Origin of the sequence: Micromonospora trifolii, assembly GCF_050516465.1 — a bacterium.
Taxonomy (GTDB): Bacteria; Actinomycetota; Actinomycetes; order Mycobacteriales; family Micromonosporaceae; genus Micromonospora; species Micromonospora trifolii.
Genome location: NZ_CP191526.1, coordinates 14243 through 29445 on the forward strand (window position 1 = coordinate 14243; position 15203 = coordinate 29445).

A 15203-nucleotide genomic window follows, 5' to 3' on the forward strand; every position below is an offset into this window, starting at 1 on the left:
TCCTTCGCGTCTTCGTTACCTGTCATCCATACCCGGGTGGGTGGACGATCCACCGCTCAACCGAGGGTGACGAACGCAACGGCGGATCGGTTCACCCGGTCGTGTCGAACAGCACCGGCCACGGCCGTGCCGCCGGCACCGACGTCGCGGGCGGCGCGGGCGCGGTGGGCTCGGCGTCGGCCAGCACCTCCGCGGCGAGTTGGCCGAACATCGCCGCCGCCGGGTGCGCCGACCGGTCCGGCCAGGCCGCCGAGGTGCGCTTGGCCAGCGGCGCGTCGCTGATCGGCCGCCAGGCCATCCGGGGTTCCCGGCGGGCCACCGCCGCCGGTTCCACGGCCACCCCGCCTCCGGCCAGCACCAGCCCGAAGAGGAACTCCGGGTTGCGGGCCGGACGCACCCGGGCCGGACGCCAACCGTGCTGCCGGCACACCGCCAGCAGGTGGTCGTGCCAGCCGGGGGCGGTGGCGCGCGGCGCGGCCACCAGATCCAGACCGGCCAGCGACGCGAGCGTCACCTCGCGGCCGCGGGCCAGCGGCGAGGTGCGCGGCAGCAGCACCCCCAGGGGTACGTCGACCGGGGCGCCGAAGCGCAGCCCGTCCGCCGCCACCGGATGATGCACGAGCCCCACGTCCAGGGTCCGCTCGGTGAGCATCCGCACCTGCTCGGCCGTGGTCAGCTCGTGCAGCTCCACGTCCAGGCCGGGCGCCCGGGTGGTGAGCCCGTCCAGCAGCGAACGCAGCGTCACGGCGGGCGTCTCCGGTGGCACCCCGGCCCGGAGTACGCCCAGCTCACCGGCGCGGATCTGCCCCATCAGGCTGCGGAGTCGACCCTCGCCCGCGAGCAGCTCCTCCGCCTCGCCGAGCAGCAGCTCACCGGCGGTGGTGAGGCGCACCTGGCGGCGGGACCTGTCGAACAGCTCGACCGTCAGCTCCCGTTCCAGCCGCTGGATCGACTGGCTCAGCGGCGGCTGGGCCATCCCGAGCAGCTCCGCGGCCCGGCCGAAGTGCAGTTCGTGTGCGACCACCACGAAGTGCCGCAGGTGCCGGAGCAGATCCACGGCCGGGACCCTACGCCAGCGCGGCCACGGCGGCGCTGGATACCGTGCTGGCGTGGACGTGGAGGAACGCATCGGTGCCATTTTCGCCGCCGTCGGGGTAACGGCCAGCCTGCACGTCGTGGACGTGGACGCCGTCGACCTGAACGCCGTCGAGGGCGGCGGACCGGTCGGCGGCGGTCTTCGTGAGGTCGGGGTGCGGGCCGACGAGCAGGTGGTGATCGCCTCGATCTTCAAGATCCTGTTGGTGCTGGAGTTCGCCCGGCAGGTCGAGGCCGGTCAGCTGGACCCGACCGAGCGGGTCCTGGTCACCGCCGCCGACCGGCTCGGTGGGTGGGGTCTGGCCGGGTGCACCGACGACGCCGAGGTGTCGCTGCGCGACCTCGCGTACTTCGCCATGTCGGTCACCGACAACACGGCCGCCGACCTGCTGCTGCGGCGGGTCGGCCCGGACCTGCTGCCGATGCTCGCCGTCGAGTTGGGGCTGACCCGTACCCAGGTCCTCGGTGGTCCTCGGGAACTTGTCGAGATGATGCTCGCCGACGTGGGCGCCCGGACCGAGGCGGAGTTCGCCCGGATCTTCCCCACGCTGCCGGCGGACCGGGTCCGGGCCATGCGGGTCTTCGACCCCGCGCACACCACGTCCAGCACCGCCCGGGAGATCACCCGGCTGCTCACGCTGATCTGGCGGGACGAGGCCGGGCCGGCGGCGGCCTGCGCGATGGTCCGCACCTGGATGGCCCGGCAGATCTTCTGGACCCGGCTGGCCGCCGGGTTCCCGCCCGGCGTCCGGGTCTCCGGAAAGACCGGCACCCTGCCCGGGTTCCACCTGGAGGCCGGGGTCGCCGAATACCCCGACGGCGGCCGGTACGCGATCGCCGTCTTCGCCCGCGCCGAACAGTTGACCCCGCGCCGCATCGACGTGGACCTGGCGATGGGGGAGGCCGCCCGGACGGCCGTCGAGGCGCTGCGGGGCGACTGATTTCGCGCCCGTCCGGGAGTCGCCGCACCCCCGCTGAGCAGGACCGATATCCGGTGGCGTATCGAAGCCGACGGCCCTCGATCTTGGACCAGGGGCCGGTGCCGCTGGTTGGCTCGTGGTCGACACATCGCCCGACCACGGGGAGTAGATCCGCATGCCCAGTCTCGCCCGCCGACGCTTCCTGCGCGACGCCGCCGCCACCACCGCCCTGGTCTCCGCCGGTGGCCTCGCCGCCGGCGTCGCCACCCCGGCCCAGGCCGCGCCCTCGACCGCCGCGCCCACGCCGACCGCTCGCCGCAAGGGCGCGGTCAGCTTCCGCTGGTGGGGTACGGCCGGCTGGCGCGTCGACATCGGCGACCGCACCGTTCTCGTCGACCCGTTCCTCAGCCGGATCGACACCGGGCTGTTCACCGGCGCGTTCAAGACCGATACGGCGCTGACCGTGCGCACCGACGTGATCGACCCGCGTGTCGACCGGGCCATGACGGTGCTGGTCACGCACACCCACTGGGACCACTTCATGGACGTGCCGTACATCGCCAAGCGCACCGGCGCGCGGGTGTTCGGCACGCTGACCGCGTACCACCTGGGGTTGGCCTACGGGTTGCCGTCGACGCAGCTCAGCGCCGTGAAGGGTGGGGAGGTGCTGGACTTCGGCGACCACAGCGTCGAGGTGGTCGGCTCGCTGCACAGCCGCAACCCGTCGTACTCGGTGGCCTTTCCCGGGGTGCGGGTGAGCCCGCCGCCGCAGCCGGCCACCATCGCCGACCTGCCGGAGGGCGACACGCTGGGCTACCTGCTGCGGGTCGACGGCGGCCCGTCGGTCTACTTCACCGGGGCCAGCGACGTCGCCGAGCGGAACCTCACCGGCCTCGCGCCCGACGTGGCGATGGTGGCCATGCAGAACGCCACCACCACCGGCGACTACCTGCCCCGGCTGCTGGCCGGCCTCGACTACCCGAAGGTCGTGGTGCCGGTGCACTACGACAACTTCGAGACGGCGTTGCAGAACCCGCCGCCGGTCGCCCCGACCGACCGCACCCGGCTGAACGAGATGATCGCGGCGGTGCGCCGGATCTCGCCACGCAGCCGGGTGCTGGTGCCCGAGTACGAGACCGCGTACCACTTCTGAGCAGCGTCGGTGGGGGTCGCCGAGCCGCGACCCCACCCCGGCGGTTAGGAGGCGGTCATCTCCGCCAGGGCCCGCACCGACTTCCAGTTGCGGGTGGTGGCCACCACGCCGAGCTTCTTCTCCAGGTACGCGTTCGTGAACTTCGACCGCCCGTAACCGCCGTCGACGTAGTGCAGGAACGCCTCCCGGCCGGTCACCGTGAACGACACGTTCTCGCCACCGGGCACGACCAGCGCGTCGACGGTGGACTTCTTCGGCGCGGTGGCGAGGAAGGCCACCAGCAGTCGCGTCGGGTCGTCCTCCCGGTCGGCGTACGGGTTGCCGCCGGCGATCGCCGCCAACTCCCGGCCGCTGCGCACCAGCACCGGCACTGTCAGCGCCAGCTCGTCGGTGAGCGCCCGCGCGATCCCGGCGGCCAGTTTCTCCGCGTCGCGGACCGTGCTGCCGAAGGCCACGTTGCCGCTCTGCAGGTACGTCTTGACGTCCTCGTGCCCGAGGTCGGTGACGATCCGGCGCAGGTCGGCCATCGCCAGCCGGGTGGTGCCGACGTTGACCCCGCGCAGCAGGGCGACGTACCGGGTCATGGCTCCTCCTCGGGGTGCGGCCGACCGGCTCAGCGTAGGCCGCTTGGCCCCACCAGTCCCGTCTCGTACGCGACGATGACCAGTTGCGCCCTGTCGCGTACCGCCAGCTTGGTCAGCAGCCGCCCGACGTGCGTCTTGACGGTGGCCTGGCTGAGGTTGAGATGCGCGGCCAACTCCGCGTTGGACAGGCCCCGGGCGATCAGCGCGAGCACCTCCCGTTCCCGATCGGTCACCCCGTCGAGCTGCCGGGGCAGCGGCCGGGTCGGCTCCGGCTGCCGGGCGAACTCGTCGATCAGCCTTCGGGTCACCGTCGGCGCGAGCAACCCCTCGCCGGCGGCGACCACCCGGATCCCGGTCAGCAGGTCCGCCGGTGGGGTGTCCTTGAGCAGGAACCCGCTGGCTCCGGCGCGCAACGCACCGTAGACGTACTCGTCGAGGTCGAACGTGGTCAGGATGATGACGCGGGCGTCGGCCGTCACCGGGTCGGCGCAGATCCGCCGGGTCGCCTCGATGCCGTCCATCTCCGGCATCCGGACGTCCATCAGCACCACATCCGGCCGGTGCTGCTCGGTCAACGCGACAGCCTCCACGCCGGTGCCCGCCTCACCGACGGTGGTGCAGTCCGGGCTGAGATCGACCAGCAGCCGGAAACTGCCGCGCAGCAACGCCTGGTCGTCGGCGATCAGCACGCGGATCACGCGGCCACCCGGTAGGGCAGGCTGGCCGTCACCGCGAAACCACCGTCGGAGCGTGGGCCGGCGCGGAACTCCCCGCCGTGCAACGCCACCCGTTCCCGCATGCCGATCAACCCGTGCCCCTCCCCGCCGAGCAGGACCGGCCGCCGGCCGTCGTCGGTCACCTCCACCCGCACCTCGTCGGGCAGAACGGTCACCGTAGCCCGGCAGGCGGCCGGCGCCGCGTGCTTCACCACGTTCGTCACCGCCTCCTGCACGATCCGGTACACCGCGAGGCCCACCGACTCCGGCACCGCGCCGGCCGGCTCGTCCCGCCGCACGTCGAGTTGCACGTCGACGCCGCCGATCGCCGCCTGCCGGGCGAGGAGGGGCAACTCGTCCAGGCCGGGCGTCGGCGCGTACGGGCTGTCCTCGCGCAGCACGCCGAGCACCCGACGCACGTCGGTCAGCGCGGTGCGGCCGGTCTCCTCGATGACCCGGAGCGCGGCGCCCGCCTCGCGCGGGTCGGCCTCGGCGACGTGGTTGGCGACGGCCGCCTTCACCACGATGAGACTGAGCGTGTGCGCGACCACGTCGTGCAGCTCACGCGCCACCCGCAACCGCTCCTCGGTGGCGGCCTGACGGACCAACTGATCACTCTGCCGGGTGGCGAGGGCGCGTCGCTCCCGGATCAGCCAACCGATCACCCAGGCCGGCGCGACCATGACGGCGGCGTAGACGACCGCGCCGGTCCGCGACCAGAGGTCGCCCGCGGTCAGCACCAGGCCGACGCTCACCAGCGCGAGACAACCGGCGGCGCAGAGCATCGACCGGCGGGTGGGCGTCGCCACGGCCACCGTGTAGAAGGACAGGCCGATGGCGAACGCCGGCGCGGCGGCCGCGAAGTTGGGTATCACCCCGGTGACCAGGGCAACGGTGGTGATGGAGCTGATCACGACGGCAACCGTCATCGGCCACCGTCGCCGGACGGCCAACGGCAGCCCGAGGGCCATCCCGACCAGCACCGACACCCAGAGCGGCTCGCGTACGCCGCCGCGCAGCGGCGACTCCAGCGCGGCGTACGGGCAGAGCAGCCCACCGACGGCCACCGCCAGCAGGGCGTCCACGGTGTACAGGTCCATCGGCCGCATCCGTCGGGTCAGCAGGAGAGCGGTCACCCGTCGAACGGTAACGGCCGGCCGGGTCGGCCGCGTCCGCCTGCGGGTGGTCATCCCGCAGGACGATCTGCCGGCGGTTGCGGGCCGCCGACTCCACCCGTGGGAGGGCCGGAAAGTGCCCGCCCCGGCACGACGCGCCGCACCCCCGGCATTCGGCACCGTAACGGTCATGACCACACACACGGTGACCCTGACGGGGCTGCGCGCGGTGTACGGCACCGGAACCCGGCGGGTGACGGCGCTCGACGGCGTGACCACCGGCTTCGCGGGCGGCACGTTCACGGCGGTGATGGGCCCCTCCGGCTCGGGGAAGTCCACCCTGCTGCACTGCGCGGCGGGGCTGGACCGCCCGACCGAGGGGACCGTCACGATCGACGGCACCTGCCTCAACGACCTCGGTGAGGACGAGCTGACCCGGCTGCGGCGGGACCGGATCGGCTTCGTCTTCCAGGCGTTCAACCTCGTGTCCACGCTGACCGCCGCGCAGAACGTCGAGTTGCCGTCGCGCCTGGCCCGCCGCCGGCCGCCGGCCGGGGACGTCGCCGCCGCCCTCGACGCCGTCGGCCTCGCCGACCGGGCCGGGCACCGGCCGAGTGAGCTGTCCGGCGGGGAGCAGCAGCGCGTCGCCGTGGCCCGAGCGTTGATCAGCCGGCCGGCGGTGGTCTTCGCCGACGAACCGACGGGGGCGTTGGACAGCGCGTCCTCCCGGCAGGTGCTTCGGCTGTTGCGGGCGCTCGTCGACGACCACGGCCAGACCGTGGTGATGGTGACCCACGATCCCGCCGCCGCCGCGTACGCCGATCGGGTCCTCCTGCTGGCCGACGGCCGCGTCGTCGACGAGCTGACCGACGGGATCACCGCCGCCGTCGTCGCCGCCCGGATCGCCGAGCGGGAAACCGTCGTGGAGCCGTCGTGCTGAGCGTCCGGCGGTCGGCCAGCGCGTTCGTGGCCGTCGCCATCGGGGTCACGCTGGTCGCGGCGGCCACCCTGCTGCTCGCTTCCGGTCGCCCGCAGGTGCCGGACCGGCTGGCGCGGGCGGCGGTCGTGGTGCAGAGCCCCGAGGCGGGTGCGTCCGCTGACGAGTTCGTGCCGACCCGGCCCTGGTCCGCCGCCACGGCGGCGGAGTTCGTCGGCAGGCTGGCTGGCCTGCCGGACGTGGTGGCGGCGGTGCCGGACCGCACCTTCTACGCGCAGCCGCTCGTCGACGGCCGGCCCTACGCCGCCGACACCCGGAGAGAGGATGCCTACCAGGGGCACGGCTGGTCCAGTGCCCAGTTGGGTGGGCTGCGCCTCACGGCTGGCGAGCCACCCCGCCGGCCCGGCGAGGTGGTCGTCGACCGCGCGCTCGGTCTGCGCGCCGGCGCACCGGTCACCCTGCTGACCGCGATGGGCCCGGAGCCGTACACCGTCACCGGTCTGGTCGACGGGCCCGGCGTCCATGTGGCGGACGAGGTCGCCGCCGCGCTCGCGCCCGGCGTGCGGGCCATCGGGCTGGTGCTCGCGCCCGGCGCCGACCCCGAGCGGGTCGCCACGGCGGCTCGCGGAGTCGTCGGCGACGACGGACAGGTGTTGACCGGTGCCGCCCGTGGCGCGCTGGAGCCGCGTGGCGACGCCCGTACCCGGTGGATCGGCATGCAGGTGCTCACCGCCACGGCGGCCCTCGCCGGCTTCGTCACGGTGTTCGTGGTCGCCTCGACCTTCGCGTTCACCATCGCGCAGCGCCGCCGCGAGCTGGGCCTGCTGCGCGCCGTCGGCGCCACCGGACGCCAGGTCCGCCGCATGGTGTACGCCGAGGCGCTCGCCGTCGGCGTCTCGGCGGGACTCGTCGGCCTGCTGGTGGGCGCGGCGCTCGCCCCCTTGCTGGGTCGGCTGCTGGTCGACGTCGGCTACGAACCGTCGACCTTCCGGGTCCGCTACGAACTCTGGCCGATCGCGGTCTCGCTCGCCGCCGGGCCGGTGATCGCGTTGCTGGCCGTCTGGTCTGCGTCCCGTCGCGCGGCGCGGGTCCGCCCGTTGGAGGCGCTACGCGACGCCGCTGTGGAACAGCGACCGATCGGCCTGCTGCGCGCCGTCACCGGGGCGCTGCTCCTCGCGGCGGGAGCCGCGCTCAGCCTGGGCACGGCGACCGCCGACGAGGCGCGGGTGGGTGCGCAGTACGCGCTCTACGCGGTGATGGCGTTGGTGGCCGGCGCCACAGTGCTCGCCCCGGTGGTGATCAGGCCGCTGCTGTGGCTGCTGCGTTCCCCGGTGCGTCGGCCCGGTGGCGCGATCGGGATGCTGGTCCGTGGCGGGGCGTTGACCGCTACCCGGCGGACCGCCGCCATCGCCGCGCCGGTGCTGCTCACTGTCGCGTTCGCGGTGCTGGTGTCCGGGATGGTGCGCACCAGCACCGCCGCGTACGCGGCCGGTCGGGCGGACAACGTGAACGCCGGCTGGATCGTCGTGCCGGACCGCGCTCCCGGTCTGTCCGACCGGGCCGTCGCCGCGACCGGCGGCACCGCCCTCCTGCCGACCACCGTCTACCGCACCGACCCCGGAACGTCGCCGCAGAACCAGCCGATGACCGCGCTCGGTGTGGATCCGGAGGGCTTCGCCGCCGCGAACCGGGTGCTCACCGTCGTCGCCGGCTCGCTGAACGACCTGATGGGTGACGACACGGTGGTGGTCACCGCCTCGGCGAACCGGCTGCCGTCCGAGCCGTACCCGGTGGTCTTCGCCGACGGGACGTCGGTGTCGTTGCGCGTCGTCGCCGTGGTCGACGACACCTCGATCCCCGGCGACCTGCTCGTGCCCCGGGCCGTGGTGCGGGCGCACGACCCGTCGGCGCTGACGTCCACGGTGTACGTCCGGGACCGCATCGATCCGCCGGTCGGCGCGCGGATCCTCGACGTCCCGGGCTGGGCGGCCGAGGCGGACGCCGCCGAGGACCGCCTCGTCTGGCTCTTCACCCTGCTGCTGATCGGGGTGTCCGCCGGCTACGGGGCCATCGCGGTGGCCAACACGCTGCTGCTGGCCGCCGCCGGCCGCGCCGCGGATCTGCGGCTGATCCGGATGGCCGGGGCGACCCGACGGCAGGTCATCTGGTTGGTCACGGCGGAGTCCGCCCTGGTGGTCCTGATCGGCGCGCTGCTGGGTGGGGCTGTCGCGTTCGTCGGTCTGCTCAGCATCAGTGCCGGCCTCGCCGAGCAGGTCGGCACCCCGGTCGACCTGGTGGTGCCGTGGGCGGTGGTCGCCGGGGTGGTGGGGCTGTGCCTGCTGCTCGCGGTGCTGGCCAGTGTGCTGCCGACGTGGCGGCTGCTGCGTCACGGTCCCGCCCGGTCACCGGTCGGCGGATGACCGCGCCCCCCGCGCGGGCGGTCGTGCGGCTACCGTCCACGGATGCGATCCGCGCGCCCGGTCGGGCTGCTCCTCTCCGCCGCCGCCGTCGCGCTCTGGGCGTACGGCATGACCACGTGGCAACCGCTGACCGAGCCGCTCGGCCCGTGGTCGGAGAGCCTGCCGGGCAACAACGCCTACTGGGCGCGCGACCTGCGGTTCATGGCGATCATGGCGGTGCCGCTCGGGCTGGTGCTGGCCGGCCGGGGGCAGGTGCGGTGGGGCGGCCCCGCGGTGGTGCTGGGCGGCTGCTGGGTCGCCGCCGACGTGGCGATCGACCGGGCCGACCCGATCGGCGTCGACGCGACGGTATGGCTCGCCGTCGCCGGCTACGCAGTGCTCGGCGTGGTCGCGGCGCTGCTGCTCTGGTGGGAGCGCGCCACGCCGCCAGCGCGGGATTTCGACAGGCGGTCGACGGGGGAGCGCGGCACGCCGTCGGCGGCCGACCGGCGGGTGCTGACCGGCGCGGCCTGCGTGGCCGGGGTGCTGACGCTGGTGGCGGCCGGAATGGAGTCACCGACCGACCGGGAGCCGGAGCTGAACCAGGGCGCCCTGGCCACCGCGGCGCTGCTGGTGGCCCTGGCTGTCGGTGCCGCGCTGGCGGCGGCTCCGGCGCGGACCCGGGCTCGGGTCGGGCTGGCTGTCGGCCTCACCGCGGTGGCGTTGCTCGGCGTCGGGCTGGTCCGCGCCACCGCGCCCGGCGCACGACTCCTGCCGGAGGTCGCTCTCGGGGCGGTGCTGCTCACCGGGGTCACCCTGCTGGCCTGGGACTGGCCGGGCGGCCGACCGATCTGGTGGCACCACGCCCTGGCCGCTCTCCTCGCGTTGGTAGGCCCGGTGGTGTTCCTGGTGGCCACGGCCGTGCCCATGATGATCATGATGCCGATCGGCGCGAGTTTCACCGCGCTGGCCGGCAACAGCCCGATCCACGCCGCCGACTCCGATCTGCTGGTCTCACTGGCCGGGCTGCTCTCCGGGCTGGGAATGGCCGTGCTGCTGGCGCGGCCGAGCGTCGAGGACCGTCGGCAGCTCAGGTAACTCACTCGACGACCGGCAGCACTACCTCGTTGCGGCGCAGGAACCACGGCTTCCACGGAGGGTCGAAGCGCGCGTACCGGATGGCGCCGGTCGGTTGCAGCCCGGCCGCGGTCACCGACCGGCCGAGCATGGTGGCCCGCTGGCTGAACGCCTGCTCCGTCCACCGCCCGGAGAAGCGCATCGCCGCCGCCAGCCGCCCGGGAACCGCGCGGACCCGCACCCGGGCGTCCACCGGCTCGGGCAGGGTGGCGGTGGTGAAGGTGGCCGGCATGACGAACTGGATCAGGTACGCGCCCGGCCACTCACCCTCGATCTGCACCACCGGCACGGTCATGGCGATCTTCTCCGAGCCGCTGGCCGCCGCCATCGCCGGCGCGGCGGCGCCGATCGGGTGCCGGGCCCGATTGGCGCCACCGATGTACGCGGCCAGTGGCCGGAACGCCTCGATCGGCGCCCGGGTGAACGATGCCTGGATCTGCATCTCGGCCACCAGGTGGGCGGGGTACCGACGCAGCTCGAAGCCGGGGTGTCGGGACACCACCCGGTACGGCTGCTGTTCGGTCATCGCGCGGCTCCCAGGGTCTGCTGGGACAGACGCTACCGCCCGTCCGCCTCCCGCTCGGCCGAAGTCGGCTGCTCCGGCCCGGGGGCGAGGGCCCGGGTGGTCAACCGCCAGTACTGCCGCTTGCCCTCGTCGCGCAGCACCACCCCGATCTGGCCCAGTTCGCGGCGCAGCTCCCGGGCGTCGTCGCGGCGGTCCCGCTGGATCGCCCGTTCCCGGGCGCGCAGCAGCGCATCCGCGCCGGCCGGCAACCCGGGCAGGTCCGGCACCCACAGCCGGTACGCCGACCGGTGCGGGTCGTCGTCCGCCCAACCCCAGCCGTGCGACCGGAACGCTGCCGCCAGTTGGGCGGACGACAGGTCCGTCGACTCCCGGACCAGTTCCGCGCCGTCGGCGTCGAGCAGCACCAGGTGCTTGTCGGCGAGGAAGACCACGCGGGTGTCGGCCCGGGCGATGGTCCGGTTCTCATCGGAGCGGCGCAGCTGGACCTGCGCCGCGTCGACGGTGACGATCAGCCGTTCGGCGGTGCCGATTCCGGCGATGACCAGGCCGGCGATGACGCCCACCGCGATGGTGCCGGCGGTGGCCTGCGGCTCGGGCAGCCGGTCCAGCCACTCGATCAGGTCGCCGAACGGCACCCAGGGCAGCCGGGCGAGCCAGCCCGTCGCCGCCGCGAGGAGCCATCCGGCGCCCGCGCCGAGCAGCGGGAAGCCACCCCACAGGACCGCCAGCTCCAGCGGGCCTCCGCTGACCACGGTGCGCGGACGATACCCGGCCATGTCCATGGTCAGGACACCTCGCGGCGCAGCGTCCGGAACAGGCCGGCGGCCAGCGGGAGGACCATCCAGACCAGCAGGGAGACGACGATCCGCCCCCACTGCTCCCCGGTGAGCGCGTCGCTGCTGAACAGCGGTTCCATGGTCTTGCTGGTGTCCAGCCATTCGGACGGGCCGCGCAGGGGCCGGACCATCTCGCCCAGGACTCCCCAGACGGTGGGCAGCAGGAAGTAGCCGACGATGGCGAGCGGCGGGTTGAGCAGCAGCAGACCGAAGGCGGCGCCCATCAGCACGCTGGTGACCTGGAGAATCACCGCGTTCAGGATCAGTGAGCCGTCGAGCTGCCAGGTGCCCGCGCCGCCGGTGGCGGAGGCCACCAGCGTCCCGACGGCGGCGAGGGCGAGGCTGGCCAGCACCGAACCGAGCGCCGCCACCATGACCGCGACCAGCTTCGCGGTCACCACCCGCTCCCGGCGGGGCACCAGGGCGTACGTGGTGAGAGCGGTCCGCTGCGACCACTCACTGGTGATCGAGAGGATGCCGAGCACCGGTAGTAGCACCCCCACCGGCAGCAGCGAGGGGACGAAGAAGCTGCCGAATGTCTGGTCGGCCTCCTCGGCGTAGATCAACTGAAGGGTGACGACTACGGCGGCGATCAGGCCGATGGTGATCAACAGCCAGCGGCCGGCCCGGGTGTCGACGAGTTTGCGCAGTTCAACGCCGGTGAGGCGGAGCAGCGACGGTCGGCGTACCGGAGTGTGCTGCCGGGGCGCGACGGCGCCGGCGGCGGGCGCGGTGGTGGTCATCGGACGGCCTCCTTGGTGGATTCGCCGGCGGTCAGGGTGAGGAAGAGTTGTTCGAGGCCACCGCCGCTGGCAGGGCGCAGCTCGGCCAGCGCGACGCCGGCGTCCGCGGCGGCCTGGCCGACCGCCTCGGCGTCGGCCTGCACGAGCAGTCCTTCGGAGCTGTCGGCGGCGGTCAGGTTGGCCAGCTCCAGCGCCCGGCGCAGCGCCGCGCCGTCGCGGGCCCGGACCACAGTGCCGCCGCCGGCCAGCAGCTCGTTCTTGTCGCCCTGGGCCACGATCCGGCCGCCCCCGATCACCACCAGCCGGTCCGCGACCGCCTCCACCTCGCGCAGCAGGTGGGAGGAGAGCAGCACGGTGCCGCCCCGGTCGGCGAAGTCGCGCAGCAGGCCGCGCATCCAGAAGATCCCCTCCGGGTCCAGGCCGTTGGCCGGCTCGTCGAGGATCAGCACCCGGGGGTCGCCGAGCAGCGCCTGCGCCAGGCCGAGGCGCTGGCGCATGCCCAACGAGTACGCCCGTACCCGACGCTTCGCTGCCACCGCGTTCAACCCGACCAGGTCGAGCTTCGCGGCGACCTCGCGCCGGTCCAACCCCATGGTGTACGCGGACAGCGTCAACGCCTCGCGGCCGGTGCGCCCGGCGTGCTGGGCGGAGGCGTCCAGCAGCACCCCGACCTCCCGTCCCGGGTTGGGCAGGTCCCGGTACGGGCGACCGGAGACGGTGGCGCGGCCGGCGGTCGGCGCGGTGAGCCCGCAGATCATTCTCATGGTGGTCGACTTGCCGGCGCCGTTGGGGCCGAGGAAGCCGGTGACGGTGCCCGGCTCGCAGTGGAACGAGACGTCGTCCACCGCCGGGTGTGGCCCGTATCGCTTGGTGAGGTTCTCCACGGTGATCATGCGGTTGAGCCTGCCCGCTCCGCCCGGCCATCCGCTGCGGCCACCGGTCGGTGCCGCGTCGACCTTGGTCGATCATCGGATCTCGACTTTGGTAGCTGGTTGTCGGGGCCCGATGCTGCCTAGCATGGGCGTCATGACCAGCCTTGCCGTGCCGGAACACCCCTGGCTGCTGCCCGGGGCGCTGGCCGGCGCGGTCAGCCCGGACGCGGCGGCCCGCCGGCCCCGGCGCACCACGCGGGACTGGGCGGTCGACACTCTGGCCTTCCTGATCAGCCTGCTCTGGGTGCTGTTCGTCACCGCGGATGCCCTGTCGCCGGACCCAGCGATGGCGATCCCGCTGCCGCACGACTGGATGACCGTCACGGACGCGCTGATCGGGCTGGTCTGCTGCGGACTGCTCTGGCTGCGCCGACGGTGGCCGCTCGGGCTGATTGTGGCCACGACACCGCTGGCGCTGTTCTCGATGGCCTCGGCCATCCCGCTGATGATCTTCTACTTCACCGTCGTGGTGCATCGACGGACGGCCATTGCGATCGCGGTCACCGGCGCCGGCCTTCTCACCAACCTGGTCTTCAGTTGGGTGCGTCCGGATCCGCACATGTCGTACTGGGCGACCGCGTCCTGGGGTGTGGTGCTCAGCTTCGCCGTGCTGGCCTGGGGGATGTTCGTCCGGGCCCGCCGGCAGTTGATCGTGTCGCTGCGCGAGCGGGCCGAGCGTGCCGAGGCGGAGCAGCAGCTGAGGGTCACCCAGGCCCGCCACCTCGAACGCACCCGGATCGCCCGGGAGATGCACGACGTGCTTGCCCACCGGATCTCGCTGCTCAGCCTGCACGCGGGTGCGCTGGAGTTCCGCCCGGACGCGCCGGCCGACGAGGTGGCCCGGGCCGCCGGGGTGATCCGGGGCAGCGCGCACGCCGCCCTCCAGGACCTGCGGGAGGTGATCGGGGTGCTCCGCGCCGCAGACGACGGTGCCGGCGACGCCCCCGAGCCGCCGCAGCCCACCCTCGCCGACCTGCCGGCCCTGATCGCCGAGTCGCGGTCGGCCGGGGTGCGGGTGAACGTCAGCGACAGCGTGGCCAGCCCGGGGGAGGTGCCGGCGGCGCTGGGCCGGGCCGCGTTCCGGATCGTGCAGGAGGGGCTGACCAACGCCCGCAAGCACGCGGCCGGCGCGGCCGTCACCGTGGACGTGGCCGGCGGTCCGGGCAACGGTCTGACCGTGGCGATCGGCAACCGGTGGCCGGTCGGCGCACCGCCCGGTGGCACGCTGCCGGGCGCCGGCACCGGCCTGGTCGGCATCAGCGAGCGGGTGACCCTGGCCGGCGGGCGGCTCGCCTACGGTCGGGACGACAGCGGTGACTTCCGGCTGGCCGCCTGGCTGCCGTGGCCGGCGTGACCAGCCCAGAGGGCGCGACCGGGCCGTCGGACGCGACCGGGCCGGACGGCGCGGCTGCGCCGCCGGTGCGCGTGTTGATCGTGGACGACGACGCGTTGGTCCGGGCCGGGCTCTCCATGATCCTCGGCGGTCTGCCGGACCTGACCGTGGTCGGCGAGGCGGCCGACGGTGGCGAGGTGCCGGCGGCCGTCGCCGCGTACGCCCCGGACGTGGTGCTGATGGACATCCGGATGCCCCGGGTCGACGGGCTGACCGCCACCGAGGCGCTGCGTGCCCAACCGCACCCGCCGGAGGTGCTGGTGCTGACCACCTTCGACGCCGACGAACAGGTGCTGCGGGCGCTCCGCGCCGGGGCGGCCGGTTTCCTGCTCAAGGACACCCCACCGGCGGAGATCGTGCGCGCCGTACGCCGGGTCGCGGCGGGCGAGGCGACGCTCTCTCCGACGGTGACCCGGACGCTGATCGCCCACGTGACCGCCGCTGCCCCCGGCCCGGTCGGCCCGGACCCGCGCCGCGAACGGGCGCTACGACAGCTCACCGGGCTCAGCGAGCGGGAGCGGCAGGTGGCGGTCGCGCTGGGGCGCGGCCGGACCAACGCGGAGATCGCGGGGGAGCTGTTCATGAGCGTGGCGACGGTGAAGGCGTACGTCTCCCGGCTGCTGACCCGACTGGAGCTGAACAACCGGGTCCAGGTGGCGCTGCTCGTGCACGACGCCGGCCTCGTCTGACGAGCCGTTTCGCTGGGCCAAATGGCCG

Annotated in this window: 15 protein-coding genes; 7 read left to right on the plus strand and 8 right to left on the minus strand. The window is 74.0% G+C overall.

What is annotated here, in order from left to right; translation table 11 throughout:
• Window positions 1–91: 91 nt before the first annotated feature.
• Window positions 92–1057 (minus strand): LysR family transcriptional regulator, encoded by a 966-nt coding sequence (locus ACQRWP_RS00075; RefSeq protein ID WP_430500178.1) that lies wholly within the window; start codon window positions 1055–1057, stop codon window positions 92–94.
• Window positions 1058–1109: 52 nt separating this feature from the next.
• Between ACQRWP_RS00075 and ACQRWP_RS00080 the strand changes: the two genes are divergently transcribed.
• Together ACQRWP_RS00080 and ACQRWP_RS00085 are read left to right on the plus strand one after the other, a co-directional pair.
• Entirely contained in the window at window positions 1110–2036 is a 927-nt protein-coding gene (locus ACQRWP_RS00080; protein ID WP_430500179.1) for a serine hydrolase, read from the plus strand.
• A gap of 154 nt (window positions 2037–2190) precedes the next feature.
• The gene (locus ACQRWP_RS00085) at window positions 2191–3168 is read left to right on the plus strand and encodes an MBL fold metallo-hydrolase (protein WP_430500181.1); all 978 of its coding nucleotides are present in this window, start codon (window positions 2191–2193) and stop codon (window positions 3166–3168) included.
• A gap of 44 nt (window positions 3169–3212) precedes the next feature.
• Here ACQRWP_RS00085 and ACQRWP_RS00090 read toward each other — a convergent pair whose 3' ends face one another.
• The 3 genes from ACQRWP_RS00090 to ACQRWP_RS00100 are packed head-to-tail and all read right to left on the minus strand — an operon-like array spanning window position 3213 to window position 5604.
• Window positions 3213–3752, minus strand: a complete 540-nt coding sequence (locus ACQRWP_RS00090; RefSeq protein WP_430500182.1) for a DUF1697 domain-containing protein — start codon at window positions 3750–3752, stop codon at window positions 3213–3215.
• Window positions 3753–3781: 29 nt separating this feature from the next.
• Window positions 3782–4450, minus strand: a complete 669-nt coding sequence (locus tag ACQRWP_RS00095; protein WP_430500184.1) for a response regulator — start codon at window positions 4448–4450, stop codon at window positions 3782–3784.
• Window positions 4447–5604: a sensor histidine kinase gene (locus ACQRWP_RS00100; RefSeq protein ID WP_430500185.1), complete on the minus strand. Its 1158-nt coding sequence runs from the start codon at window positions 5602–5604 to the stop codon at window positions 4447–4449. Before ACQRWP_RS00100 ends, ACQRWP_RS00095 begins: the two co-directional genes overlap by 4 nt.
• 169 nt (window positions 5605–5773) lie before the next feature.
• Between ACQRWP_RS00100 and ACQRWP_RS00105 the strand changes: the two genes are divergently transcribed.
• From ACQRWP_RS00105 to ACQRWP_RS00115, 3 genes are read left to right on the plus strand one after another with little or no spacing between them, the layout of a single operon-like run.
• Window positions 5774–6523 (plus strand): ABC transporter ATP-binding protein, encoded by a 750-nt coding sequence (locus tag ACQRWP_RS00105; RefSeq protein ID WP_430500186.1) that lies wholly within the window; start codon window positions 5774–5776, stop codon window positions 6521–6523.
• The gene (locus tag ACQRWP_RS00110; RefSeq protein WP_430500188.1) at window positions 6517–8940 is read left to right on the plus strand and encodes an ABC transporter permease; all 2424 of its coding nucleotides are present in this window, start codon (window positions 6517–6519) and stop codon (window positions 8938–8940) included. Before ACQRWP_RS00105 ends, ACQRWP_RS00110 begins: the two co-directional genes overlap by 7 nt.
• Before the next feature lie 42 nt (window positions 8941–8982).
• On the plus strand, window positions 8983–10017 hold the full coding sequence (locus tag ACQRWP_RS00115; protein WP_430500189.1) for a hypothetical protein: 1035 nt from the start codon (window positions 8983–8985) through the stop codon (window positions 10015–10017).
• 1 nt (window position 10018) lies between these two features.
• On the opposite strand, the gene ACQRWP_RS00120 is transcribed toward ACQRWP_RS00115, so the two are convergent.
• The 4 genes from ACQRWP_RS00120 to ACQRWP_RS00135 are packed head-to-tail and all read right to left on the minus strand — an operon-like array spanning window position 10019 to window position 13054.
• The gene (locus tag ACQRWP_RS00120) at window positions 10019–10582 is read right to left on the minus strand and encodes an SOUL family heme-binding protein (protein ID WP_430500190.1); all 564 of its coding nucleotides are present in this window, start codon (window positions 10580–10582) and stop codon (window positions 10019–10021) included.
• 32 nt (window positions 10583–10614) lie between these two features.
• Complete coding sequence (locus tag ACQRWP_RS00125; RefSeq protein ID WP_430500191.1) at window positions 10615–11358, minus strand: YqeB family protein; 744 nt, start codon at window positions 11356–11358, stop codon at window positions 10615–10617.
• A gap of 8 nt (window positions 11359–11366) precedes the next feature.
• Window positions 11367–12161, minus strand: coding sequence for an ABC transporter permease (locus ACQRWP_RS00130; RefSeq protein ID WP_430500193.1), 795 nt, complete (start codon window positions 12159–12161; stop codon window positions 11367–11369).
• Window positions 12158–13054 carry an ABC transporter ATP-binding protein gene (locus ACQRWP_RS00135; protein ID WP_430500194.1) on the minus strand — a complete coding sequence of 299 codons (897 nt, stop codon included), beginning with the start codon at window positions 13052–13054 and terminating at the stop codon, window positions 12158–12160. Before ACQRWP_RS00135 ends, ACQRWP_RS00130 begins: the two co-directional genes overlap by 4 nt.
• Before the next feature lie 133 nt (window positions 13055–13187).
• Here ACQRWP_RS00135 and ACQRWP_RS00140 point away from each other — a divergent pair, with 133 nt between their 5' ends.
• Together ACQRWP_RS00140 and ACQRWP_RS00145 are read left to right on the plus strand one after the other, a co-directional pair.
• Window positions 13188–14447: a sensor histidine kinase gene (locus ACQRWP_RS00140; RefSeq protein WP_430500196.1), complete on the plus strand. Its 1260-nt coding sequence runs from the start codon at window positions 13188–13190 to the stop codon at window positions 14445–14447.
• Window positions 14426–15175 carry a response regulator gene (locus ACQRWP_RS00145; RefSeq protein ID WP_430503372.1) on the plus strand — a complete coding sequence of 250 codons (750 nt, stop codon included), beginning with the start codon at window positions 14426–14428 and terminating at the stop codon, window positions 15173–15175. Before ACQRWP_RS00140 ends, ACQRWP_RS00145 begins: the two co-directional genes overlap by 22 nt.
• The last annotated feature ends 28 nt before the right edge of the window (window positions 15176–15203 follow it).